We start from the raw sequence: 22,591 nt of genomic DNA, 5'->3' as shown, positions 1-22,591 counted from the left end.
GGGGGGGGGGGGGGGGCGCCCGGCGCACTCATGTGTCGGAGTTCCTGATACTCAGACCCCCCGGGCGGCGCGCGCACAGCTCAGACTGGAGGGATGACTTCTCCGCGGCCGGATACCCCTCGGGATTCCCCCGAGGGGCTGGGCGACTCCGCCCGCGCCATCGCGTTTTTCCCGCTCCTGATGAGCATCTACACGGTGTTCTACGCAGCGTGGTGGCCGTTCGCCTGGGGATGCTGGGGCGCGGGCGCGTTCCTGGTGGCCGCGCTCATCGCCCTCGCGTTTGCGTTCCGAGGCATGGCTCAAATGCAGCATGTCGCCCGCTTCGCCCCGCCCGCGAGCGGGGCCCCCGATCCGGAGACGCTGCGACGGTCCACCGCCATGACTCGACTGAACTTGATCGCCCATCCGGTATGGGTTCTGGGCAGCATCGCCCTGCTCGCGGTGGGCCAGGGCCGCTGGGTACTCCCCCTGATGGTGTTCGTGATCGGCCTGCACTTCATCCCGATGGCCCGCATCATGGGGCGCCGGATCGACTACATCCTCGGACCTCTCACGAGCCTGTTTGGGATCGCGGCGGCGCTCTTCGCCCTGGATCCGGCGGTGTCCTGGCTGACCGTGTTCGGGGTCGCCGGTAGCGGCGGGGCACTTGCCACGCTCACGTACGCGGGGTCCCTCGCCCGCAACTACCGGGAACTGTGCGTCCGAGCCGGAATTCCCTTCCCCGCCGCACACAGGCTGCGAGGGGACACCGTGGGCGGAGCACCGCCTACGGCGTGAGGGCGAGCTCGGCGGTCACGGCGAGGTGATCGCTAGCCCCCAGTGGCACGGTGGTGACGTCGCGCGGATCGAAACCGCGCACGAGCACGTGATCAAGCCGCACCACGGGGAACTTCGCGGGCCAGCTGAAGCCGAAGCCACCCGTGGTCTGCCGCGGCTCCTGCAGCACCTCCAGCAGCGGCGTGAAGGCCCGATCGTCCGGGCCCGCGTTGAAGTCCCCCAGCGCGATGATGCGCGGGCTCGCGTCGGCGCGCACAAGCTCCGTGAGTTCGGCGAGCATCTGATCTCGTGCGTCGTGGCCCTGGAGGCGCGCCGAGGCCGCGTGCACCACGTACACGGTCGTATCACCTCCGGGAGTCGCAACCACGGCGCGCAGCGCGCGGGGCCAGCCGAGGCCGAGGTCGAGTGGCTGCGTGTCCCGAATCGGGTATCGACTCCACAGGCCCACAGTGCTCGCGTTCGCGGTGTGCGGGTAGGCATCCTGCAACGCCCGGCCCAGCTCCTCCCGCGACTCCGTGTCGATCTCCTGGAACGCGAGGAGATCGGGCTGCTCGGAAAGGGCGGCTCGCGCACTTGCGAGCGGATCACCGGCACCGCCCTGCAGGTTTTGGCTCAGCACCGATACGGTACCCGTGGACGCGCTGGCCGTGGCCGGATCAAGCGGGAGCACCCGCGGCACAAACACCCACGACCAGACCGCAACCGCCGCAAGTGCGACAAGGATTCCGAGCCAGGCGCGGCGCGCGAGTGCGGCGATCAGCAGCAGCCCAACGACCGCTCCCAGCCAGGGCAGCATCGCCTCGAACGGGAGCGCCAAGCCGAAGAGATCAGGAAACCGCTCCGGCACGAGCATCGCCGCGATTGTCACGGCGGCAAGCGCCGCGATCAGCACGCCAACGCGACGCCGTCTCCCTGTGTTGCGACCCATGCACTTCCCTCCACCAGCGAAGCCACCGATCGTAGCAATTGTCGAGTGCGGCTTCCTGACTCTGGGCTGTGCCGAAGCTGGCAGTGCGCCTGACCGGGCACCTGGCTACAGGCGCGGTGCAGGATTAACCCGAAGCCAGGCGAGCACCTGCTCCGCGTGCGTGTTCGGCGGGAAGATCGGATAAAACACGTGCTCGATGCGCCCACCCGTGACCACCAGCGTAAGCCGGGAGTACAGCCGCGCGTGGCCGGGCGCGGCGAACGTGGGCAGGGTGAGCGCGTCCCCGAGGGCGAAATCCGGATCGGCGAGCATCGTGAACGGGAGCCGCAACCGTGCCGTGACCTCGGCTTGGTATCCGGAGTCCTGGCTCGACAGGCCATACACGCGGGCGACCCCGGCCGCAGCAAGCTCGGTGAAGTGGTCCCGGAAACTGCAGGCCTGAGTCGAGCAGCCGCGCGCCCCGGGGATCGCGTCCCAGCCATCAGGGAGGTCCACGCCGGGGCGCCCCGTGAGTGGGTACAGGTAGATCACGGTCCGGCCCGGGCCGAGCGCGGCAAGCGAGACCTGTGACCCCGCACTGTCGACGAGCGTCAGATCCGGCATCGAGGCCCCCGGGAGATGCGCCGCGGCACCGTCGTCGGCAGGCACGGGGAGCCCCTCAGGCAGCTTGGAGAAGTCGTGCGGCGCGGCAGCGAGGTTCGGGCTTGCCGCCGGGATCTGTCGATCCGCTGCGCCGTCGAGGGACCGCTGCAGCGCACTGCGCCGCGCGCTCAGCTCCGTGATCAAGCCGTCGAGCTCCGCGATGGCGTCGCGATACACCGCGAGGGAACTCACGCACTCGTCGCCGTGCTCGTGCCCCGTCTGCAGGCATTCGAGGAACGGGGCTGAGCGCCCGGGCGGAATCCCCAGGCGCTGCAGCGCGCGGATCTCCCGAACGGCCCGCAGGTCCGCTGGGGTGTAGCTGCGGTACCCGTTCGGGTCCCGCTCCGGGCTGATCAGCCCGATCTGCTCGTAGTAGCGGATGGCCTTAATCGAAGTCTCGGCCTGAGCGGCGAGCGTTCCAATGCGCATGGTGTTCCTCCTGCACCCACGCTAAACCCTTCCCCTTGGGGCAGGGTCAAGTCCGCGATGACGCAGCCCCACCGTCCCGTGGGTCGTTCCGGGCCACAACGGGGAGCAGCACGAGCAGCACCGCGGCCGCGATGAGCGACACCCGGAAGCCACCGTTTGCGCCAAGCTCGTCGATGAGTGGGCCAGCAACCGCGGGGCCGATGGCGACGCCGAAGGCGAGACCCGCCGTCGACCACGTGAGCGCCTCGGTGAGCGATGGTGCGGGAACTGACTCCTCGATGAGCTTCGTGGCGAGGATCATTGTCGGCGCGAAGAATGCCCCCGCGATAAACACGGTGATCGACAACTCCGCGACTGTCGAGATCCAGATCAAGGGAAGCGTGGTGAGCGCGGTTCCCACAATCCCGATTCGAAGCAACACCCGGGTGGGACGCCACAGTGTCAGCGTGCCGAACACAACCCCGGACAGCGCGGAACCGAGTGCGTACACCGCCAACACGATGCTCGCGGCAGCGGGGATCCCCTGCCGCTCCGCGAAGGCAACACTGGCGACGTCGACTGTCCCGAGGATCGCCCCCATCGTGAGCAGGGTCACCACCATGCCCCACACCGCGGGGATGCGCAGCACGCTCAGCGGGCCGCCGGCGACGCCCTGCCGGCCCGGACGGGGCTCAGTGCTGCGCTGGCTGAGCAGCCAGCCCGCACCGAGCAGAAGTAGCACACCACCCACGAGTGGCCCGGCCTCCGGGAAGAGTCCGACACTCAACCCGATCGAGATCGGGGGGCCGAGCACAAAGCTCAAGTCGTCAAGCACAGTCTCCCACGCGAAGGCCGTGTGCAGTTCTGGGGCATCTTTCCCGGTCCGTTCGCGCTCGCCGCGGATAATCCCCACCCACCGCACCCGCACGAGCGCGGGCATGCTCGGGAGCAGACCCGCACATGCCGCAGCGATAAAAATCACCGGCACTGGACCGTCCAGCCTGAACGTGATGAGCAGCACCGCGAGCGCGGCGAGGCTCACCACGACAGCTATCGGCACGATCCGACGCTGCCCAAACCGGTCCACGAGCCGTGCAACCTGCGGGGTCGCGAGTGCCGAGGAGACGGCAAACACCGCAGCGAGCGCCCCGGCGTAGCCGTAGCTCCCGCGAGCGGTCGCCACCATCGTGATCAGACCGATCCCGATCATGGAGAGGGGCATGCGGGCAAGCAACCCCGCAGTGGTGAGCGGGATCGTGCCGGGCAGACGAAATAGTGCGCGGTAGCTCGAAGCCATAGTGACGCTCTCAGTTCTCAGACGGGGTACGAAGCGGAACCTCCCGCGCGCACATGCGCGCACCCCGTGACAGCCTAGTTTGCGCGCGTCGAACCCCCAATTAGCGCCGCGCCGGCTTGGCTGACCGTGTGGTCCGCTGATAAGGTTCGTGCGGGCCTGTGCGGCCCACGCCCGTGTTCCCAACCTTTGCGAGGTGATTCCGTGCCCAGTGACAGTTGCAGTCAGCAGCCGGATCCCGCGGAACCCCGCGCATCCTCCCGCACGAGACTTCACGCCTAACCAGGCGATTCTCGCGGTTTCCGGCTCCCTTTTTGGGCGCGCATTCCGTCGTGCGTCCGGATACCTTTCCGTGCGCCGCGCACCCACGGCGCGCCCTTGCAAGGAGCGAGAGCGATGACACTCCCCCAGATTCAGACAACCGATGAGCTTGTCACCACGATCACCCAGATGATTGCGGCGCAGGATCTCACCTCCCTCACCCACGTGCTCTCGCCCGTGACCCCCACGGACCTCGTACCCGTGTTTGAGCGGCTCAGCCGGAAGCAGCGTGCCGTGATCTACCGGCTGCTCGCCAAGGATCGGGCTGCCGATGTCTTCGAGCTGCTCGACCCTCCGCTGCAGAGCGACCTGCTGCACGGCCTGCAGGATACGGAGGTGTCCCAGCTCTTCGCTGATCTCGATCACGATGACAGGCTGTGGCTGCTTGACGAGGTGCCCGCGGCGCTCGCCACGCGGCTCTTGCGCGGCCTCCCCGAACAGGAACGGGTGCTGACCTCGGCGCTCCTCGGTTACCCCCAGGACAGTGCGGGGCGGCGCATGTCCCTTGAGTATGTCTCCACACGGGAAAGCTTCACAGTCGCTGAGACGATGAATCGGGTACGCACGCGACTCGACGACGCCGAAACGATCTACACGATCCCCGTGCTCGATGATTCACGCCATGTTGTCGGGGTTGTCAGCCTCCGGGGCCTCCTCGGCGCCCCGGACGACACAGTGATTTCCGCACTCATGAGCCCGGCTCACACCGCCGCAGCGGAGGACGACGCGGAGCTCGCAGCCCGGCGCTGCGCGGACCTGCAACTGCTCGCCATGCCGATTGTTGACCGTGAGCAGCGCCTACTCGGCATGCTCACCATCGATGACGCAATCCGGATCCTGGAACACGAGGAATCCGAGGACGCGGCGCGTCAGGGCGGCACTGAGCCGCTCCGACGCCCCTACCTCTCCACTCCGGTCGGCTCGCTCGTCCGTTCCCGCGTGGTCTGGCTACTCGTGCTCGCCGTCGGCGCCACACTGACCGTGCAGGTCCTCTCCGTGTTCGAGGCCACGATCGATCAGGTGACTGTTCTCGCGCTCTTCGTGCCGCTTCTTATTGGCACGGGCGGAAACACCGGAAACCAGGCGGCCACCACGGTGACACGCGCCCTGGCGCTCGGAGATGTGCAGTCGCGTGACTTCATTCGGGTACTCACACGGGAACTACGCACCGGCGGAATGCTCGGGCTGCTGCTTGGCACGCTCGGCTTTACGATCGCCGCGATCGCCTACACGCCACAGATCGGCTTGGTAATTGGGCTCACACTCCTGTGCGTGTGCACGCTTGCCGCAGCCGTGGGTGGGTGCATGCCGCTGCTGGCACGGGCCGTAAAGGTCGATCCCGCGGTCTTCTCCAACCCGTTCATTTCCACCTTCGTGGATGCTTCAGGCCTGATCATCTACTTCCTGATCGCACGGAGTGTCCTCGGGTTGTAAGCCGAGCGCGGCAGTTAGCGGAACCGCCCCACATCGGGGCGGTTCAACTCACGGAAGAACACAAATCGCGGGCCGTACTTCGTCCGCACCCGTTTCTGAAGTCGCCGATACCCAAGTTTCCCGAAGAGCCGTTGACTGGGCAAGTTCTTCGGGTGGATCGTGCACATGATTTCGTCCCGCCCGAGAGCGGTAGCGTCGCGCTCTAAGAGTTCAACTACGGTGCGCGCGAGCCCGAAACGGCGGTGCTCCCGGTCAGCGAGCACCAATTTGAGGTTGATCGACTTCGTGAGCTCCTCGGGTCGCTCGCTGAAGTACCCACGGATACTCTCCGCCCCGGTACCCCCGTCGAAAAGAATGCCCGCCGCCACGAGTTGACCGGAATCACTCCGGAATCCAAGCACCCGATGTTCCGGGCCGCCGACATCCCGTGCAGCCAGGCACTCCGCGAACATGTCCGCGGAGTTTTCGCGTAGCCACGGGGAATTCCCGAGGCTTTCGATCACCCGGGTCTGCAGCTCGACAAGGTCATCGAGATCTGCGGGGCCGAGTTGCGCCACGACGTACCCCTTCACGCGGGCGAGCTCCTCGATGTAGACGTAGTAGCCCGGGTGAATGGGTTTCTGCTTCTCGATCAGGTGCGCGTGCCACTCCGCAATGAGCGCGTGAATGTTCCCGAAAGAACCATGTTCGGACAAGATTGTGGCGTGCAGCACATCTCGGTTGCCGATCGCCGTGAAGAACCTGTTGCGGAAAAGCTCGTCGGCGAGGCCCAGCTCCAGCGCACCCCGCTTCTGCAGAAGATGGAGGGTCTCAAAGAAGGTGAGGTAGTTGCTCATCCGCGCGCGGTCAGCGCCCGTGATGGGCTCCTGCAGCAGCAGTTTGCTCCACAACTCACCGATCAGTGGATCGGTCGAGTAGCTACTCTGCAACTCTCGAATAAACTCGGCCTGCGCGATTTGTTTGGTCAGTCGCACCTCATACAACACCATCAGTGCGCCGGCGGTACCACCGATCGCGATGAATACGCCGAAGGCCCGTGGCCATGCGGCGTGCACCCCGACCAACCCGACCACAAAGAAGATCGCGAGCATCCCGATGAAAAGTTGCTCCTTCCGGATCGGCCGCCGCCGCCGCACTATGCGCTCGCCTCAGCGGCGGCGCGGAACGCGGCGGCCCGCGCCTCATAGTCCGCGAATTCGTCGAAGCTCGGTGCCCCGGGCGAAAGCAGGATCACGTCGCCCGCCCCGGTGAGCTCGCGCGCCCGCGCGAGCGCGTCAGCGAAGTCAGCGCCGGCGGTGCCGGCCGTGTAGCTCGGGCCGAGCTCCGCGCGCAACCGCTCCCCCGCGGGACCAACGGTCACGATGCGGGTGTCGCGCTGCGCACCACTGGTGCGGAGGTGTGCGAGCAGCGGGGCAAAATCGAGCCCGCGATCCGCGCCGCCTGCGACAAGCACCACGCGGGAGGTGGCGTAGGTGTCAAGCGCGGCGACTACTGCTTCCGGGGCCGTCGCGAGGCTATCGTCAACCCACACACGGCCGTCCGTTGTCGGAATTACTTCAAGCCGGTGCGCAAGCGGAGCGAAGGCGCGGAGTGCGGCGAGCAGCCGCGGGCGGTCCGCCGGATCAACGTCACGGTGCACGCACACGGCGGTGATTGCGAGCGCAGCGTTCATCAGGTTGTGCGCGCCCCGCAGCGTGGTGTCCTCGCTCGTCACCGTGCCCGCCTCGCCCCAGTGTAGGGCGTCGTCGGTGACGGTGATGCCGAGCTCTGCCGGGGTGACGAGCCGGGTCGTGGTGGCCACCTTGGCGCGAGCGCGCTCGGCAAGCTCTCCGGTGAGCGCGGGGAGCACAACAGTCTCGGCCCCGTGGGCGATGAGGTTGAGCTTGTCGCCTACATACGCCTCGTAGCCGCCGTGCCACGGGAGATGCTCTGGGTAGAGGGACGTGAGCACCGCGGTGCGCGGCGACGCCGTGAGGTCTGCAGCCTGGTAGCTCGACACCTCGGCCACGGCCACGTCGAGGCCTGGAGACAGTTCACGTGACACGGGGATCCCGACATTCCCGGCGAGCGTTGCGGTCACATCGAGCGCGCCAAGAAAGTGGGTCACCAGGGTGGAAGTGGTGCTCTTGCCCTTGGTGCCGGTCACGGCGATGACGCGGTCGCCGTGCTCGTTCAGCCAGAGGTCCATGAGCGAGGTGACCGGCACTCCCGCGTCACGCAACGCAGCAAACTCGGGCGAGGTGTGCGGGATCCCGGGCGATTTCACCACGACGTCGGCTGCGCGGAGTGCGGCAAAGGCGTCCTCCCCGGCAACCACGGGGCCGGGAGCGTCTGCGGGCACCGTGCCGCCGCCGGTCACCACGATCTCGATCGAGGCGGCGTCAGCCGCAAGAGCTTCATAGGCGCGGGTACCCTCGCGCCCCGCACCCCAGATAGCGAGCCGCTTGCCCGCCAGATCACTAAATCGCACGAGCCACGTCCTCAAGCTTCGGGGTGAGGAAGTGTGCCTCGTCGCGCCACGCAAAGACTGCCTCGCGCTCCGCCGCGGTCGCGTCGAGTGCCGCGATCTCAGGCTTCGCGAGGAACGGATGCCCCTGCCAGTCGTCGCGCTCGCGGAGCAGGCTCAGCGCGACCCTGCATTCGTCGGGCTCCCCCACACACTCAAATGGTTTGACAAGACCGTTCGCGCCGAACAGCTCGAGGAAGCCCTGGTACTGGGCCTCGTCTGCGAACAGGTCGCGTCCGGTGAAGATGTTGAGGAGCGCGTCGCGCGACAGGAACGGTGCGAGCATCAGGAAGATGAAGTGGCACTTGGGGCATTCCCCGCACCAACCGGCCGAGCCGTCGGCGGTCATCCGGTAGGCCCGATTGCAGCTCGTGAACACCCCGTGGTACTGCTCATATGTGGCGAAGCGGCGGGCGATCCGGATCTCGTTGATGGGGCGCAGCAGCGAGAGATACTGGGGCGCTCCGAACGGAAGCGAGGCGCGGAGCAGCCCTTCGAACTCAGAGCCTTTCGACCACTGGTGGTTGATCACACGGCCTGACCACGCGAAATTCCCATAGGAGGATCCGGCCTCATTGCTAAACACGACGGCGTCGTAACCAAGCGCGAGCGCACTCAGCGTCGCGATCAGCGAGTTGATCGCGGTGACGGGAATGTGGCCGTTCGGGGCACCGGCGGCGTTCAGCGCAAGCAGCGCCGGATCAATCGCGCGGCGCACGCTCACGAGTGGCTGATCCGCGACCTCCGCGGTCCGCACCATTGGAGTCTTCGGATTCACCGCGAACAGGCCGACCTCATAGCCCGCGCCGGCGAGCGCCTCAATGGACACGATGGAGTCTTTGCCGCCGCCGACGGCGACGAGCGCCCGGCGTGGCTCCTCGGAGGCGCTCCCCTGCGCCCCGTTCGGCGCCTCGGCACCACACGGCTCGGGCCGCTCGGCAGCCACGATCTCAGTCTCGAATACTTCCGGAAGCTCATTCACGAACGCGAATTCGCCAAGTCCGTTGCGCAGCAACTCGGTGATGAACGCGCGCTCAGTCGAGGTGAGACCGGAAGGCACGACGTACCGGGTTGGCGCGAACGCCTTGAAATAGCTGAGCGAAGCCGCGAGCGCGAGCAGGCGCAGCGTCGGCTCGGCAAGCTCGGGTGCAACATCGTCGAGCGCGGCGGGCAGCTCGATCACCTCGGTGAACTCTGCGACGACAGTGTCACCGGCAAGTGCAGCACTCGGCAATTCGATCACCGAACCGCGCACCCGCGGTTCCCTGCATTCAAAGTGTGTCACGGCGTGAGTGGACTGAAACGGCGCGTCTCCCATAGCGGTCAAGCCTACACCGGGGACCCGAGCCGAAACCGGCCGGGCCCCCGGTCCGCGGCTACCAGCCCTCGCGCAGCACACGGTCGAGAGCGGCGACGACAAAGTCGGCGCTCTCGGCAGTGAGGCAGAGCGGCGGTTTCACCTTGAGCACGTTCGACCGTTCCGAGGTTGTGAGCACCACGACCCCGAGTTCGCGCAGCCGTTCGCAGATCGCCGCGGCCTCTGCTGCAGCGGGCTCCATCGTCTCGCGATCCCGCACAAGTTCCACACCCAGGTACAGGCCCTCGCCGTGAACTGGACCGATGATGTCGTGCGTGTGAGCCAGCTCGCGGAATCCGTCCGCGAGCCGCCCACCAACGACGCGTGCGTTCGCCTGCAGCCCCTCAGCGGTCATCGCATCAAGAACGGCGAGGCCCACGCGGCAGCTCAGCGGGTTCCCGCCCGCCGAGGAGAAGAACTGGCCCTGCGAGGCAAGCGCGTCGGCGATGCGCTTCGACGTGATGACGCCGCCGAGCGGGAAGCCGTTGCCCATCGGCTTCGCGATCGCGATGATGTCGGGGCGCACCCCCGACTGTTCGAAGCCCCAGAAGCTGGACCCCATGCGCCCGAAGCCGACCTGGACCTCGTCGGCGATACACAGGCCGCCAGCGTCCCGCACGCGCTGGTATGCCGCGGCAAGGTAACCGTCTGGGAGCATCACACCGCCCGCATTGCCCAGCACCGACTCGCACACGAAGCCGGCAACCTCGCGCCCTTCAGTGGACAGCTTGTCGAGGTCCGACCCCAGATCGGCGGCGTACTGCGCGCCGGTATCCGCCCCGCGGTAGGTCCCACGGAATCGGTTGGGGACGTCCGCGACGTGCACCCAGTCCGGCCGGGTCTCCGCAGCGTACGGGTTGTCGTAGGCGCTCGTCGTGACCGCGTCGGAGGCCATCGTCCAGCCGTGGTACGCCTCCCGCAGCGACACGATCGTGCGCCGGCCGGTCGCCGCCTGGGCGAGGCGCAGCGCGAGATCCACCGCCTCCGAGCCACTGTTCACGAGCAGCACGGTGTCGAGCTCTGAGTCCTCCGGCAGGAGGGCAAGCAGGCGCTCGCTGTACTCGGCGAGTTCGCGGAACAGGAAGCGTGAGTTCGTGTTCAGGATTCGAGCCTGGCGCTGCATCGCGTCAGCGACCCCCGGGTGCCCGTGGCCCAGCCCCGTGACGTTGTTCACGACGTCGATGTAGGCCCGGCCTGTCGTGTCGATCAGGTGATGCCGCCAGCCGCGCTCGATCTGCATGGGGCGCTCGTAGTAGCGTTCCTGCGCGCTTGCAAAGATCTGCTCACGGCGCGCAAGCTCGTCCCCTGCCTCGTCGCGCTGAGCCAGATCCGGCAGGCCGAGCAGCCCCGCTGGATCGTGGCTGAGCCGGGCCCAGGCGGGTACCCGCTCCGGTGTGACGAGTGCTGCAGTCGTTGCGGGCGCAGTGTCGCCGGGCTCTCCCGCTCCCGCCCGGCGGAGACCGACCGCGAGCGCTCGCGGCGACTCGCCCGCCGGGAAATCCCCAATCCCGTCACCGAACTCAAGCTCGGTGCCAAGCTCGATGGCCGGAGTGATTCCCCGGATCTCCAGCGTCCACCCACCGGCGGACTCGATCCGCAGACTGTCAGCGCCGACCGAGGCAACACGACCAGCAAGCGGTGTCACGACACCGAGCTCGGAACCGGCTGCGAGCCAGACCTCGGTGTCCACGGGCCAGGTTGCGGCCGCGTCGGTCACGTCGATCTCCGCGCGCGTCAGCCGGTACACCCCGTAGGGGAAGATCGCGGCGCTCGCGCCCGCGGTCAGTGCCTCGGTGACGAGTTCTGCCTCCGCGGTGCAGGAGAGCCACTTCCCCGCGTCCAAGGCGTCCGACTCAACGCCGGGATCCAGGACTGTGACGTCCCCTTCGAGTGCGGGCAGCAGCGCGCGGAGCGGAGGGGCCGCGGACCGCGCGGTGCCGGTCCCCGGGACGGCGAGCAGGGCCAAACCAGTGCCCTGTGCCATGCCCTGGAAGCCGAGCCTGGCAAGCACCTGTTCGGTGGCCTCAGCAAGCGGAACCGCGGTTGCCGCATCGAAAATTGCTTGCTCACCCGCGACGCGATCCCGCGCATAGGCGTTGTCGCCATCGATCTCAAGCTGCCGCCATCCGCTCGCCACGAGGACCGCCGCGCGGAGCACGATCAGCGGCCACACGGCCCGCGCCTCGGCCGCACTCAGCGGGGCTGCACGGTGGAACGCTGCAATCAGGTCGAGGAGCCGGAGCGGCCGCTCGGGCTCGTGGTGCAGCATCGAGGAGGCGGTCACCGCGAGCTCCGCAACTCGCCAGCCGACGGCCAGGTCTCCCAGGTCGAGCACCGTGTGCGGGTGGATCCGCCGATCATCACTCATGAGACCGGTCACGTTGTCGTCGGTGAGATCGCCGTGGATCACCTGGCGCGGCAGCGCCTCGGACACCGCATTGAGCGCCTCTTGGGCTTCAGCTGCAGCACGGAGTACCCGCTCGCGCAGCGTCGTGTCGGCAATCGCGGGAGCGAGAATCGAGGTCTGCTCCGCGGCGACGTCCATCACCCACATGTGGGTCCGGTCAAGGCCCGGATGGCTGAGCTCGGCAAGCGCGCGCACCGACGCCGCAGCCAAGGCACCGAACTCTTCGAGGACCACTGGGGCGAAGTAGCCCAGGTCAACCATGGGCGCACCGGGAGCAAAGGCGCTTCGACGCACCGCAAACCCGTTCCAGCGTTGCGTTTTTGCACCATCCGGGCCGGCGAGCACCTCGGCGACCGGCACCCCTGCCGCGTGATACGCCGCAAGCGCGGCGTGCTGGCCATCCCGCTCCCCGTCGGTAAACACAGGGTTATCGATCCGGAGCACGCTGCGCTCCCCGTCCGCCTCGGTCAGGAGGAAATTGCGGTCCTGGTTACTGCCGAGCTCGATGGCCTCCACCGTCAGCCCGTAGCACTCGCGCGCGATGGTCACCGCGTCCTCCAGGGACACGTTGGGACGCACCAGTCCGCTCGTCTGCTCTTCCGTCATCGTGAGATCTCCATCTCTGGTGTCGAAGTGAGGTCGTGCGTGTGTTGGGTGCGCGCATCGCGTTCGCGGGGCACTCGGGCTCGGGCACTGGGGCCACACAAGCCGGCGTATGTGGGGCTACTCCGCTGCGGGGTAGCGGGCGTTGATCTCCGCAGCGAGCGCGGTGAATGCGCGCGTGCGGTGGGACTCGCGATCCTTCTCCGCGGGTGCCAGCTCCGCCGCAGAGCGGCAGGAGCCCTCCGGCTGGAAGATCGGGTCGTAGCCGAAGCCGCCCTCGCCTGCCTGGGCACGCAGCACGCTCCCCTGCCAGACACCCAGCTCACAGATTTCTGCCGCGTCACTCCCCGCAGCTTCGGGCACCACGAGTGCCGCCGCGCAGACGAAGCCCGCGGCACGATGCTCGTCCGCGATATCGCTGAGCTGCCAGAGGAGCAGCTCAACGTTGGCAGTGTCGCTCCGCGCCGGGCCGCCCCAGCGGGCCGAGAAGATCCCGGGGCAGCCGCCGAGGATGTCCACCGCGATGCCGGAATCGTCCGCGATCGCGGGCAGCCCCGTGTGGACCGCAGCCGCGCGTGCCTTCAAGAGCGCGTTCTCTTCGAAGCTTGTACCCGTCTCGACGGGCTCGGGTCCCTCGTAGCCAATCAGTTCCACCCCGGGGATCAGTGGGCCGACGATCCGGCGCAGCTCCTCAAGCTTGTGCGTGTTGTGCGAGGCGAGAACGATCGTCTGACGGGTCATGCGGCGGGCTCCTCAGCGAGCACTGCGCGCTGCAGCTCCGTGAGTTCCGCCGCGCTGCCGAGCGCCAGATCCAGCAGCTCATTCAGCTCGTCGCGGGAGAACGGCACGCCCTCAGCGGTGCCCTGCACCTCAACAAATGCCCCCGAACCGGTAACGACAACGTTCATGTCGGTCTCGGCACGCGAATCTTCGACATAGGCGAGATCGCTCATCGCCGTGTCTCCGACGATGCCGACCGAGACCGCCGCGACGCTGTCCGTCAGCGGCTTCGCGTTCCGGGGCAGGTGCCCCTGCGCGCGCGCCCACTCGATCGCGTCGACGAGCGCGACGTAGGCACCCGTGATCGACGCCGTGCGCGTGCCACCGTCTGCCTGGAGCACGTCGCAGTCAATGACGATCGTGTTCTCACCGAGCGCCTTGGTGTCGATGACGGCACGCAAGCTCCGCCCGATCAGGCGCGAGATCTCGTGGGTGCGGCCACCGATCTTGCCCTTCACCGATTCGCGCTGCATCCGCTCGTTCGTGGAGCGCGGCAGCATCGAGTACTCGGCGGTGACCCAGCCGGTGCCTTTGCCCGAGAGCCAGCGGGGCACGCCGGGCGTGAAGGACGCGGTGCAGAGCACCTTTGTGTTGCCGAAGGAGATGAGGGCGCTCCCCTCGGCCTGGGCACTCCAGCCGCGCTCGATTGTCACGGGGCGCATCTGGGCCGGGGTACGTCCGTCGGTCCGCAGAGTGTCGGTCATGTGTAGGCCTTCCTGATGGCGTGCGGTGCATGCGTCACCGAACAGGATGGCTCAGCCGGATGCCCTGAACGTACGCCTCACCAGCCTACCGGAGGCCTCAGACGGCGGTCTTGATCCAGCTTGCGCGGTGCAGCTCTGTGAGACCCACCGCGGCAATTCCTTCGTAGTGCGCTTGTGCCCCGTATCCTTTGTTCGACGCCCAAGAATATTCCGGGTGCGCCTCGTGAGCATCGCGCATCAGAACGTCACGCTCCACCTTCGCGCGTACCGAGGCCGCTGCGACACTCGCGCACGCTCGATCGGCGCCCACCCGAGTTCGCACATCGAGGGGGTTGCGCAACACCGGGGACAGCCAATCGTGGGACCCGTCGAGGATGATCACGGCGCGATCCACCGGGACGCCCGCCTCGTGCAGCGCGAGGAGGGCACGCCGCGCGGCAGCCCCGAGCATCGCGGTGATGCCCTGGGCATCGATCTCCTCGGCGCTCGCAAATCCGACAGCCCCGACGCCCCACTCGCACACGAGTGGGTACAGCGCCTCACGCTTCTTCTCACTCAGCAGTTTCGAGTCCCGCAGTCCAGCGGGGAACTCCGTTGTTCCCGGCCACACGGTGTGCGCTCCGACCGCGACGGGGCCCGCGATCGCGCCCCGGCCGACTTCGTCAAGGCCGATCACAAGCTCAGCACCGGCGAGAATCATCGCCGTCTCGACGTCGAGGGTCGGATCCTTCGACTCGGCTACGGCCTTAGGCACCGCTCGGCTGCTTCTCGCGAGCCTGTTCCACCCCGGTGAAGGTCCCCTCGGGGGTCCCCAACCACGTAAAGCGGTTCAACGGCCAGTTCAGCACGAATGCGCGGCCCACGATCTCGTCCTCCGGGACAAAGCCCTTGCCTGGCTGATCCTGGTTGTACCGGGAGTCCTTGCTCTGGTAGCGGTTGTCGCCCATGACCCACACCGAGTTCTCCGGAACGGTGACGTCGAAGTCGATCTTCGAGGCACGGGTCTCCCCCGGTGGAATCACAATGTACGGTTCGTCAAGTGGAACGCCGTTCACCACAACTCGCCCCTCGGCGTCGCAGCACTGCACGCGGTCCCCGCCCACGCCGATCACGCGCTTGACCACGTATTCATCGCTCGTGTCAGCCGCGAGCCCGACCGCCTGCAACACCTTCTCGAAACCTTGCGGGTCGCTCTGCGACCGCGGGTACAGCCAGCCCCCCGGATCTTTGAACACCACGACGTCACCGCGCTGCACGTCGACAAGATCCGGCACCAACTGGTTCACCAGAATGCGGTCGTTGACCTGCAGTGTCTGTTCCATCGACACCGACGGGATGTAGAAGCTGCGCACAAGGAACGTCTTGAGCAGGAAGGAAACAAGGAACGCAACAATCAGGATCACGAGGAGATCGCGCACGAACCCCAGGAACCCACCCCGCCGGTTCCGCTCTCCCGCGGTGGACACAGCCTCGCTCATGCGCGCTCCTTCAGGTGTGGGGCCGCTCCGCGTACTCGGCGGCGGCCCCGAAAAGTCGGGGGTAGACACTTCAGGCTCCCATACCCTGTCGGGTGGGAGCCTGAAAGTGTCACGGGCGTGTCACCGGGTGTCCCGGTTCGTGCCCACAGGGGAGCGAGACTTAGGCGTCGCGCTTCTCCTTGATCTTGGCCTTCTTGCCGGTGAGGCCACGGAGGTAGTACAGCTTCGCGCGACGCACGTCACCGCGGGTGACGACCTCGATCTTGTCGATCGCGGGCGAGTGCACGGGGAACTTACGCTCCACACCCACCTGGAAGCTGATCTTGCGGACGGTGAAGGTCTCGCGGACGCCCTCTCCGTGGCGGGAGATCACAACGCCCTGGAACACCTGAACACGCGAGCGGTTGCCCTCGACGATGTTGACGTGCACCTTGACGGTGTCGCCGGCGCGGAACTCGGGAATGTCGCTCTTGAGCGACGCGGCATCGACGTGGTCGAGCTTCTGCATGATGTTCTCTCTCTGCGCCCGCCGCAAGTCGGGACGCGGATGTCAAAAAGTAAGGAGGTTCAGGCTCACGGTGTGTGCGGACCCTCGCGGCAGTGCCGCACCGTGGCACAAGGATCAATTATGACACAACTTGCACGGGGTGCGCACGCGCCCAGGTTTCGGTGTGGCGTGGTGCTGGACCGGCAGGCGGCACCACTCTACACTCGGGACTATGAACGGCATCCTGGGCACCCCCGGCACAGAGCCAACACCGCGAGGCCGCGTCGCGGAGTCGGACTCCGCCGCGGGCTTCGATCTCTACGATCTGCACCCCGTCGACGCCCCCGAGATGAGCACGCGCGACAAGCGTGCCGCCTGGGCCATCGGCACCTCCGGGGTCGTCGCGGGACTCACACTCGGGGTCGGCGTCGCCGCTCTCGCGCTCTACGTATTCGCCACGGGCCCGATGGTGGCTTGGTGGGCGCTGCTCTCCGCGTTCGGGTAGCGCGGCGGGCAGCTCCGGGCACCCAAACCGACGCAAATTATCCAGCACGAGCCAAATGCAGGTGGATTTCGCTCGGTCTGGATAATTTGCATCAGTTTGGGTGACAGTGTGGGCGGGGTGAGGGCGTCACGGGGGGCCGGGGAGGCAGAGCTCGCGGCCGAGCTGGCGGCCGAGCTGGAGGCGGAGCCAAGTCCTCAGGCGGGGGTGCGATCCTCCGTCAACGGGCCGAGCACGCGATAGCGAGCGGTGACAAACGCGCCATTGCGCGCGGTCTCGAGAAGCTCGAGGTCCAGGCGGCGCGGCAGTAGCGGGCGGCCCGCCCCCAGGACCACCGGGGCAACGGTGAGCAGGATCTCATCGAGCAGCCCCGCGTCCGCGAACTGACCGGCGAGGTCTCCCCCGCCCATCACCCACAGTTCACGCTGGCCGGCGGCGGCACGCATCTCGGCGACGAGCTCAGGAAGCGCTGCCCGAGAGAATCTGACATCAGCGGACCCGCCAGCTGTCGTCGAAGCGGGCAGCGGAAGAGCACGCGTGGTCATCACCCACACGGGAACTTGGTAGTCCCAGGCACCGTGAGCGAGCAGCCACTCGTACGTCGTGGAGCCCATCACGATCGCACCGACCCCCGCCAGGAAGGTGTCGATGTCATTCGCCCCGCCGGGATCCATCTCATGCCGCATCAGCCAGTCGAGCGAGTCCTGCGGATCCGCGATGAAGCCGTCGACCGTTGCGGCGACGTAGTAGCTCAGTCTGGGCATGGATTCTCCGATGGGTGCGGGTCATGTGTGGCCCCTGTCCGGGAGTTGCCAAGATACCGGGAGACCCAGAGATCCTCGTCAACCCCACACCGCCTTGGGATTTTCACACAAGGATTCGCTCGAACACTGGCGTTTTTTCCAAGCAGGACACCACACCCGTTGTCCACAATGGGACTACGCAAAGCTATGGTGCCACGGGCGCACCGCTTTCCGAACCGAAACACACGTCCATCGCAGCGTGCCGCGTCACAGGTGATGCGCCAGCGATGGCTTCTTCAGAGCCAGAAAGAACTCCTATGTCTGAAACGGCTGAACAGCTCAGCACTCGCACGCAACCCAAACAACGTACATTCTTGGGCCATCCGATCGGGCTCGCCAATCTCCTCGGCGTCGAGCTTTGGGAACGATTCTCCTTCTACGGGATGGTCACGATCCTGGCCTACTACCTGTATTACTCGGCAGACCAAGGAGGCTTAGGCCTCCCGCAGGGCGTCGCCACGGGACTCGTTGGTGCCTATGGCGGCCTGGTCTATCTCTCCACAGTGCTCGGGAGCTGGCTCGCAGATCGCGTATTCGGCATGGAACGCATGGTCTTCTTTGGTGGCTTTGTGGTGATGGCTGGGCACATCGCGCTGGCACTCATCCCGGGCCTCCCCGGCGTTGGGTTTGGTCTTGTCCTCGTGGCACTCGGCGCGGGGGCGCTCAAGGCGAACGCTTCTTCGCTCTTGGGCACGCTGTACACGAAGGGGGATCCCCGCACTGACGGTGGATTCTCGCTGTTCTACCTCGGCATCACTATCGGCTCGTTCTTCGGGCCGCTCCTCACCGGCGTGCTGAACGATGCCGCCGGATTCCACATCGCGTTCGGTGCCGCTGCCGTGGGAATGCTGATCGGGTTGATTCAATACGTGGTGTTCCGTCGCAATCTCGGCACAGCGGGGAAAGAGCCCAGCAACCCGTTGACCGCCGCGGGGCGCAAAAAAGCGGTCATTGTGGGAGTTGTCGGTCTCGCCGCGATTCTCGTCGCGATCACGACGGGTCTCATCAATATTGGCAACCTTGCCCCCGCAGCGAGCATCATTGTGGCAATCGCAACCGTCGCCTATTTCAGCATCCTGCTCACCAGCCCCAAGGTGACCGCTTCGGAACGGCGCGGCGTACGGGCGTTCATCCCCATGTTCATCGCAATCACCGCGTTCTGGACCCTGTTCCAGCAAATCTTCACCGCTCTCGCGGTGTATTCCGACGAACGCATTGATTGGAATATCTTCGGCTGGACTGCACCGTCGTCGTTCCTGTTCCTGGCACAGACAATCTGGATCATGCCCATGCTTGCCATCGCGAGCAGCGTCTGGACCAAGCTCGGTGATCGCGCCCCGTCAACGCCCGTGAAGCTCGGTCTCGGGGTGATTCTCACCGGTGTCGGCTATCTGCTCTTCCTGACGATGTCGGGCAGCCAAGGCCAAACAAGTCCGGCTCTCGCAATCTTCGTGATTCTTGCGTTCTTCGCGGTAGCTGAGCTGTTGGTTTCCCCGATCGGCCTGTCGGTGAGCACCAAGCTCGCCCCATCCGCGTACCGGGCGCAGATGATGGCACTCTACTTCTTTGGCCCGGCGCTCGGCTCCTCGCTTTCCGGTGTCTTGGCGAACTACTACACCCCTGACACCGAGGTTGCGTACTTCCTCATCACGGGCGGCATCGCCGTCGCTGTGGGGTTCGGCATGATCCTCATGAGCCGCTGGACCCTGGCACGGATGGGCTCCGTACGCTAGAGCGTTTCAGCAAAGTCAGCGCCCTTCGCGCGGTTGGCCCGGTATCCCGGCCTCTGCACGCAGGGCGCTGACGCGCAACTGGAGATGTGCGAGGAGGAGGCTATCGGCGTGCGCGAAGTCAAGCCCCGAAATCTCGCGAATCCGGCGGAGTCGGTACCGCATCGTGTTGGGATGAACGTGCAGCACCCGAGCCGCAACGTCAACGGCCCCCGCGGCATCAAGGTAGGCCGCAAGCGTAGCGGTGAGGAGCCCATTCGGGCCGTCGTGCTGCTGTAGGGATTCCAACGCTCCGGTACTCACTGGCAACCCCAGCGCATCTATCGCGTCGGAGAGGTGCAGCAGCATGACCGACAGCGCCGCCTCGTCCACTGTACGCACCGCGGGACCTCGGTCAGCAGGATGACGAAGAGCTCGCAGCGAAGCGTCGGCCTGGGCGCGGAGCTGTTTCACCTCCCCCAACCCGGCAGCCGGACCACTCACTGACACCATGAAGTGTTGCGTGAGCGGAGTGCGGGAGAGAAAGTCCCTCGCAAGCTGCGCCGTCGCTGCGAGCGGGTCGTCGGTGCCCGCTGCCCATCCCACAAGCACATACACTGCCCCGGTCCCGACGACGGCTGCCGATCGAGGATGTACGGCGGTAAGGAAGTACTCGAGGGTATCTGAGAACCGTTGGAGGTCTGACACGAGTACCGCATCACTGACACCCCCGGCCTCGTCGTCGAACTGCACGCGCGGGGCAGCAGCCATCACGCACAGCGGCCCGGTTCCCAAGTGGAGTCGGCTGGCTTCGACTTGGCTCGCCGAACCGCTGAGCACCGCAGCTGTAAGCTCACCCCGCTGTTTGCGCGCATAACTCGTCTCCGTCCGGAGATTTGCCAACCGGAGGGCAACGCTCGGCGCGAACTCTGAGAATCTCTGGGACTGTTCCGGAGACAGTGGCTCCGAAACTGCGGCCCAAATATAGCCGAGCACCTCCGTCCCTGCGCGCACCGCGATCGCAACCCGCGCCAGATGGTCAGGAATCAGCGCTGGCATAAACAGCGGGACATCTGACGCATGAAGCAGTTCGAACTCACCACGCTGACGCTGTTCAACGAGCGTTTCCTGCTGGACGGCCCGTCCCAGAATTGTGTCGATCCGCTCGGCATCGCTCCGCTCCTGACCAGCCGACCACGCGACGAGTGCGGAAAAACGGTCCTCAATTGTCACCGGCGCGTTGAACTCGGCGTAGATCGCGTTCGCGATCGAGAACAACTCAGAATTAAACCCATCAGAACGGACGCTTGCGCGGGCGTAGTCAAGCAACTGTTCGCGAATCGTACTCGCGACGTGCATCCACGCCGCTTCAGCGTTCACTTCGACGACGGTGAGCCGCCCCAGATGAACGCCCTGTGCAAGCGGTGCCTTCACCACCATCACTCCAGCTCCACTGTCGTGCAGCGATTCGCTCAACGCGGCGAGCTCGGCGGCCGTACGAACTCCGACCCCCAGTACGATCGCTTCTGGACCTGCGACTTCAGGGGCCCCTGGAGCGTAGAGCACAACCTCGCTCAGCGGTCGATCCGAGTGAGCACCGTCGTGGGCCATGCGCAAGAGCGCCGGGCCGATATCCGCGACGAGCTGACGCGCAGTCAAGCGTTGCGCTGCCAACGGGTGTTCCTTCGGTGACCCTGCCACTGCCCTACTCCCACCTCGGCCCTGTCGAGTATGCCAATTGAGGCTACGGGAGATTGGTGGGAAGCACAAAACTGGCGACGCGTCCTCTGAAAGAATGAGAGCATGCGAACGCCGGCTTCTCCCCGAATGACACCGCACACGCCACCCGTCACCGATGGGTCAGTGCTCATTTCGAACGCTCGCGTCATCGACGGCACCGGTGCCCCAGAAATCACCGCCGACATTCTCGTTGAAAACGGCTACATCACGCAGATCGCGCCGCCGGGAAGCCTTGCGGCAATGCCGGGCATAGTTCGGATTGATGCTCGTGGCTCGGTTGTCGCGCCCGGATTCATCGACGTCCACTCACACGCCGACAATGCCCCGCTGCTCGCTGACGACGATCTGACCAAGATTTCCCAAGGAGTCACAACGGAGATCACCGGAAACTGCGGCTACTCGCTCGCACCAGTGGACCCAAACCGCGAGCAAGAGTTTCTCGACGACAGTCGCAAGCTCTTCACGTTCGAGTACACAGGGTGGCGCGGAGCAGACGAGTGGTTTGCGGTCCTCGATCGTCGCCCGGCAGTGGTCAACATTTGCCCGCTCATCGGGCACGGCACCCTCCGCATTGCCGCGATCGGCGCAGCCAACGTTCCGGCGTCTTCGGCCGATGTGGAGGCAATGGGGGATCTCCTTGAAGCTGCACTCGAGGCCGGGGCGTTCGGATTGTCCAGCGGACTGATTTACCCGCCGGGCATGTACAGCAGCACCGAGGAACTCGCCAGGCTTGCATCACGCATGCCCGCCGATCGCGTCTACGCCACTCATATGCGCGATGAGAGCGCCCGCCTCCTTGAGAGCATTGACGAAGCGCTGACCATCGCTCGGACCGCGGGGTGTCGTGTGCAGATCTCCCATGTGAAGGCCGCGGGCAAGCAAAACTGGGGCGGCGTCCAGCGCGCACTCGATCGACTCGATGAGGCTCGAAACTCTGGAACCCGTGTGACACAGGACATCTATCCGTATTCTGCTGCGGCCACGTCACTGAGCATCTGCCTCCCGCCGTGGGCACATGACGGCGGCCTCCCCGCCACGTTGCGCTACCTCGCAGACCCCAGCACGCGTGCGAGGATGCGCGAGCAAATCTTGGCCGGCGATGACGGCACCTGGGAGAACGTCGTCTACGGTGCCGGGTACGAGGGCATTCTGGTCGCGGATACCCGCAGTGGGACCTATGACGGCTCAACGATTGCGGAGATCGCGGTCACCCGTGGCGTTGAGCCCGTCGACGCGTTGCTTGCTCTGTTGCAAGATGAGGAGCTCGAAGCGCGCATGGTCATTTTCGACATGGACGAGCGCGATCTCGAGACCGCACTGCGCTCCCCCTTCACCTCTATCGGCTCGGATGGCCTGCCGCCCGGCCGTGAAGGTCGCCAACACCCACGCCTGTACGGGACATTCCCCCGCGTCCTCGCTCGCTACGTCCGTGAACGGGGCATCATTGATCTCCCCGAAGCGATCAGACGAATGACCTCACTGCCTGCCGAGGTGTTTGGCGTGCCTGAGCGGGGCATTCTCGCGATCGGAAAGGTCGCGGACATCGTGTGTTTCGATCCTGCAGCTATTGACCACCCCGGAACCTATGTCGAGCCTGAACTCGCCCCACAGGGAATTTCCTGGGTAATGCAGGCCGGCCATATTGCGATGTTTGATGGCCAGTGGGCCGGCATCCGCCGCGGGTCGCGGCTCCGCCCGGCGTAGCCTGAGT

General features: G+C 66.2%; 19 protein-coding genes. 5 read left to right on the top strand and 14 right to left on the bottom strand.

Annotation, left to right across the window (positions count from 1 at the left end; all coding sequences use genetic code 11):
• The first annotated feature begins 93 nt into the window (after nucleotides 1–93).
• Entirely contained in the window at nucleotides 94–777 is a 684-nt protein-coding gene (locus FM113_RS14370; protein ID WP_087015511.1) for a hypothetical protein, read from the top strand.
• Here the strand turns inward: FM113_RS14370 and FM113_RS14365 are convergent.
• From FM113_RS14365 to FM113_RS14355, 3 genes are all read right to left on the bottom strand, one after another.
• Nucleotides 767–1,705, bottom strand: a complete 939-nt coding sequence (locus FM113_RS14365) for an endonuclease/exonuclease/phosphatase family protein (protein ID WP_087015510.1) — start codon at nucleotides 1,703–1,705, stop codon at nucleotides 767–769. The genes FM113_RS14370 and FM113_RS14365 overlap by 11 nt on opposite strands.
• A 105-nt stretch (nucleotides 1,706–1,810) precedes the next feature.
• Nucleotides 1,811–2,776 carry a MerR family transcriptional regulator gene (locus tag FM113_RS14360; protein ID WP_087015509.1) on the bottom strand — a complete coding sequence of 322 codons (966 nt, stop codon included), beginning with the start codon at nucleotides 2,774–2,776 and terminating at the stop codon, nucleotides 1,811–1,813.
• Nucleotides 2,777–2,822: 46 nt separating this feature from the next.
• Nucleotides 2,823–4,052: an MFS transporter gene (locus tag FM113_RS14355; RefSeq protein WP_087015508.1), complete on the bottom strand. Its 1,230-nt coding sequence runs from the start codon at nucleotides 4,050–4,052 to the stop codon at nucleotides 2,823–2,825.
• A gap of 393 nt (nucleotides 4,053–4,445) precedes the next feature.
• On the opposite strand from FM113_RS14355, the gene mgtE reads away from it, so the two are divergent.
• On the top strand, nucleotides 4,446–5,804 hold the full coding sequence (gene mgtE / locus FM113_RS14350) for a magnesium transporter (protein WP_087015507.1): 1,359 nt from the start codon (nucleotides 4,446–4,448) through the stop codon (nucleotides 5,802–5,804).
• Nucleotides 5,805–5,818: 14 nt separating this feature from the next.
• On the opposite strand, the gene FM113_RS14345 is transcribed toward mgtE, so the two are convergent.
• From FM113_RS14345 to rplS, 9 genes are all read right to left on the bottom strand, one after another.
• Entirely contained in the window at nucleotides 5,819–6,895 is a 1,077-nt protein-coding gene (locus tag FM113_RS14345) for a GNAT family N-acetyltransferase (RefSeq protein WP_217896025.1), read from the bottom strand.
• Nucleotides 6,896–6,939: 44 nt separating this feature from the next.
• A complete protein-coding gene (gene murD / locus FM113_RS14340) occupies nucleotides 6,940–8,274 on the bottom strand; it encodes a UDP-N-acetylmuramoyl-L-alanine--D-glutamate ligase (protein WP_176387247.1) in 1,335 nt (444 codons plus the stop codon).
• Nucleotides 8,264–9,595: a hypothetical protein gene (locus tag FM113_RS18230; protein WP_176387246.1), complete on the bottom strand. Its 1,332-nt coding sequence runs from the start codon at nucleotides 9,593–9,595 to the stop codon at nucleotides 8,264–8,266. Before FM113_RS18230 ends, murD begins: the two co-directional genes overlap by 11 nt.
• A gap of 91 nt (nucleotides 9,596–9,686) precedes the next feature.
• Entirely contained in the window at nucleotides 9,687–12,680 is a 2,994-nt protein-coding gene (locus tag FM113_RS14335) for an aminotransferase (protein ID WP_087015504.1), read from the bottom strand.
• A gap of 117 nt (nucleotides 12,681–12,797) precedes the next feature.
• Complete coding sequence (locus FM113_RS14330; protein ID WP_087015503.1) at nucleotides 12,798–13,418, bottom strand: non-canonical purine NTP pyrophosphatase; 621 nt, start codon at nucleotides 13,416–13,418, stop codon at nucleotides 12,798–12,800.
• A complete protein-coding gene (rph, locus tag FM113_RS14325; RefSeq protein WP_087015502.1) occupies nucleotides 13,415–14,161 on the bottom strand; it encodes a ribonuclease PH in 747 nt (248 codons plus the stop codon). The genes FM113_RS14330 and rph overlap by 4 nt, the downstream gene beginning before the upstream one ends.
• 97 nt (nucleotides 14,162–14,258) lie before the next feature.
• On the bottom strand, nucleotides 14,259–14,915 hold the full coding sequence (locus FM113_RS14320; RefSeq protein ID WP_369676699.1) for a ribonuclease HII: 657 nt from the start codon (nucleotides 14,913–14,915) through the stop codon (nucleotides 14,259–14,261).
• Nucleotides 14,908–15,639 carry a signal peptidase I gene (gene lepB, locus FM113_RS14315; protein WP_087015501.1) on the bottom strand — a complete coding sequence of 244 codons (732 nt, stop codon included), beginning with the start codon at nucleotides 15,637–15,639 and terminating at the stop codon, nucleotides 14,908–14,910. The genes FM113_RS14320 and lepB overlap by 8 nt, the downstream gene beginning before the upstream one ends.
• Before the next feature lie 160 nt (nucleotides 15,640–15,799).
• Nucleotides 15,800–16,147: a 50S ribosomal protein L19 gene (rplS, locus tag FM113_RS14310; RefSeq protein WP_087015500.1), complete on the bottom strand. Its 348-nt coding sequence runs from the start codon at nucleotides 16,145–16,147 to the stop codon at nucleotides 15,800–15,802.
• Nucleotides 16,148–16,358: 211 nt separating this feature from the next.
• Here rplS and FM113_RS14305 point away from each other — a divergent pair, with 211 nt between their 5' ends.
• Complete coding sequence (locus FM113_RS14305) at nucleotides 16,359–16,631, top strand: hypothetical protein (RefSeq protein ID WP_087015499.1); 273 nt, start codon at nucleotides 16,359–16,361, stop codon at nucleotides 16,629–16,631.
• 194 nt (nucleotides 16,632–16,825) lie between these two features.
• On the opposite strand, the gene FM113_RS14300 is transcribed toward FM113_RS14305, so the two are convergent.
• On the bottom strand, nucleotides 16,826–17,392 hold the full coding sequence (locus tag FM113_RS14300) for a dihydrofolate reductase family protein (RefSeq protein ID WP_087015498.1): 567 nt from the start codon (nucleotides 17,390–17,392) through the stop codon (nucleotides 16,826–16,828).
• Between the two features lie 296 nt (nucleotides 17,393–17,688).
• Here FM113_RS14300 and FM113_RS14295 point away from each other — a divergent pair, with 296 nt between their 5' ends.
• A complete protein-coding gene (locus FM113_RS14295; protein WP_087015497.1) occupies nucleotides 17,689–19,164 on the top strand; it encodes a peptide MFS transporter in 1,476 nt (491 codons plus the stop codon).
• 15 nt (nucleotides 19,165–19,179) lie between these two features.
• On the opposite strand, the gene FM113_RS14290 is transcribed toward FM113_RS14295, so the two are convergent.
• The gene (locus FM113_RS14290; RefSeq protein ID WP_217896024.1) at nucleotides 19,180–20,814 is read right to left on the bottom strand and encodes a CdaR family transcriptional regulator; all 1,635 of its coding nucleotides are present in this window, start codon (nucleotides 20,812–20,814) and stop codon (nucleotides 19,180–19,182) included.
• 129 nt (nucleotides 20,815–20,943) lie between these two features.
• Between FM113_RS14290 and FM113_RS14285 the strand changes: the two genes are divergently transcribed.
• Nucleotides 20,944–22,584 carry an amidohydrolase family protein gene (locus tag FM113_RS14285; protein WP_217896023.1) on the top strand — a complete coding sequence of 547 codons (1,641 nt, stop codon included), beginning with the start codon at nucleotides 20,944–20,946 and terminating at the stop codon, nucleotides 22,582–22,584.
• The last annotated feature ends 7 nt before the right edge of the window (nucleotides 22,585–22,591 follow it).

The sequence above is a fragment of the Leucobacter sp. 7(1) genome (genome assembly GCF_900163635.1).
Lineage (GTDB): Bacteria > Actinomycetota > Actinomycetes > Actinomycetales > Microbacteriaceae > Leucobacter.
Note: the sequence above shows the minus strand (reverse complement) of the source record. Positions and strands in the feature narration are given on the sequence as shown.

What these genes read in the sequence shown, in the direction of transcription:
- FM113_RS14305 (WP_087015499.1), top strand. Translation starts at nt 16,359, where the DNA reads ATGAACGGCATCCTGGGCACCCCCGGCACAGAGCCAACACCGCGAGGC.
- FM113_RS14355 (WP_087015508.1), bottom strand. Translation starts at nt 4,052, where the DNA reads ATGGCTTCGAGCTACCGCGCACTATTTCGTCTGCCCGGCACGATCCCG.
- rph (WP_087015502.1), bottom strand. Translation starts at nt 14,161, where the DNA reads ATGACCGACACTCTGCGGACCGACGGACGTACCCCGGCCCAGATGCGC.
- FM113_RS14330 (WP_087015503.1), bottom strand. Translation starts at nt 13,418, where the DNA reads ATGACCCGTCAGACGATCGTTCTCGCCTCGCACAACACGCACAAGCTT.
- lepB (WP_087015501.1), bottom strand. Translation starts at nt 15,639, where the DNA reads ATGAGCGAGGCTGTGTCCACCGCGGGAGAGCGGAACCGGCGGGGTGGG.
- mgtE (WP_087015507.1), top strand. Translation starts at nt 4,446, where the DNA reads ATGACACTCCCCCAGATTCAGACAACCGATGAGCTTGTCACCACGATC.
- FM113_RS14285 (WP_217896023.1), top strand. Translation starts at nt 20,944, where the DNA reads ATGCGAACGCCGGCTTCTCCCCGAATGACACCGCACACGCCACCCGTC.
- rplS (WP_087015500.1), bottom strand. Translation starts at nt 16,147, where the DNA reads ATGCAGAAGCTCGACCACGTCGATGCCGCGTCGCTCAAGAGCGACATT.
- FM113_RS14300 (WP_087015498.1), bottom strand. Translation starts at nt 17,392, where the DNA reads ATGCCCAGACTGAGCTACTACGTCGCCGCAACGGTCGACGGCTTCATC.
- FM113_RS14295 (WP_087015497.1), top strand. Translation starts at nt 17,689, where the DNA reads ATGTCTGAAACGGCTGAACAGCTCAGCACTCGCACGCAACCCAAACAA.
- FM113_RS14335 (WP_087015504.1), bottom strand. Translation starts at nt 12,680, where the DNA reads ATGACGGAAGAGCAGACGAGCGGACTGGTGCGTCCCAACGTGTCCCTG.
- FM113_RS14365 (WP_087015510.1), bottom strand. Translation starts at nt 1,705, where the DNA reads ATGGGTCGCAACACAGGGAGACGGCGTCGCGTTGGCGTGCTGATCGCG.
- FM113_RS14360 (WP_087015509.1), bottom strand. Translation starts at nt 2,776, where the DNA reads ATGCGCATTGGAACGCTCGCCGCTCAGGCCGAGACTTCGATTAAGGCC.
- FM113_RS14370 (WP_087015511.1), top strand. Translation starts at nt 94, where the DNA reads ATGACTTCTCCGCGGCCGGATACCCCTCGGGATTCCCCCGAGGGGCTG.
- FM113_RS14345 (WP_217896025.1), bottom strand. Translation starts at nt 6,895, where the DNA reads ATGCTCGCGATCTTCTTTGTGGTCGGGTTGGTCGGGGTGCACGCCGCA.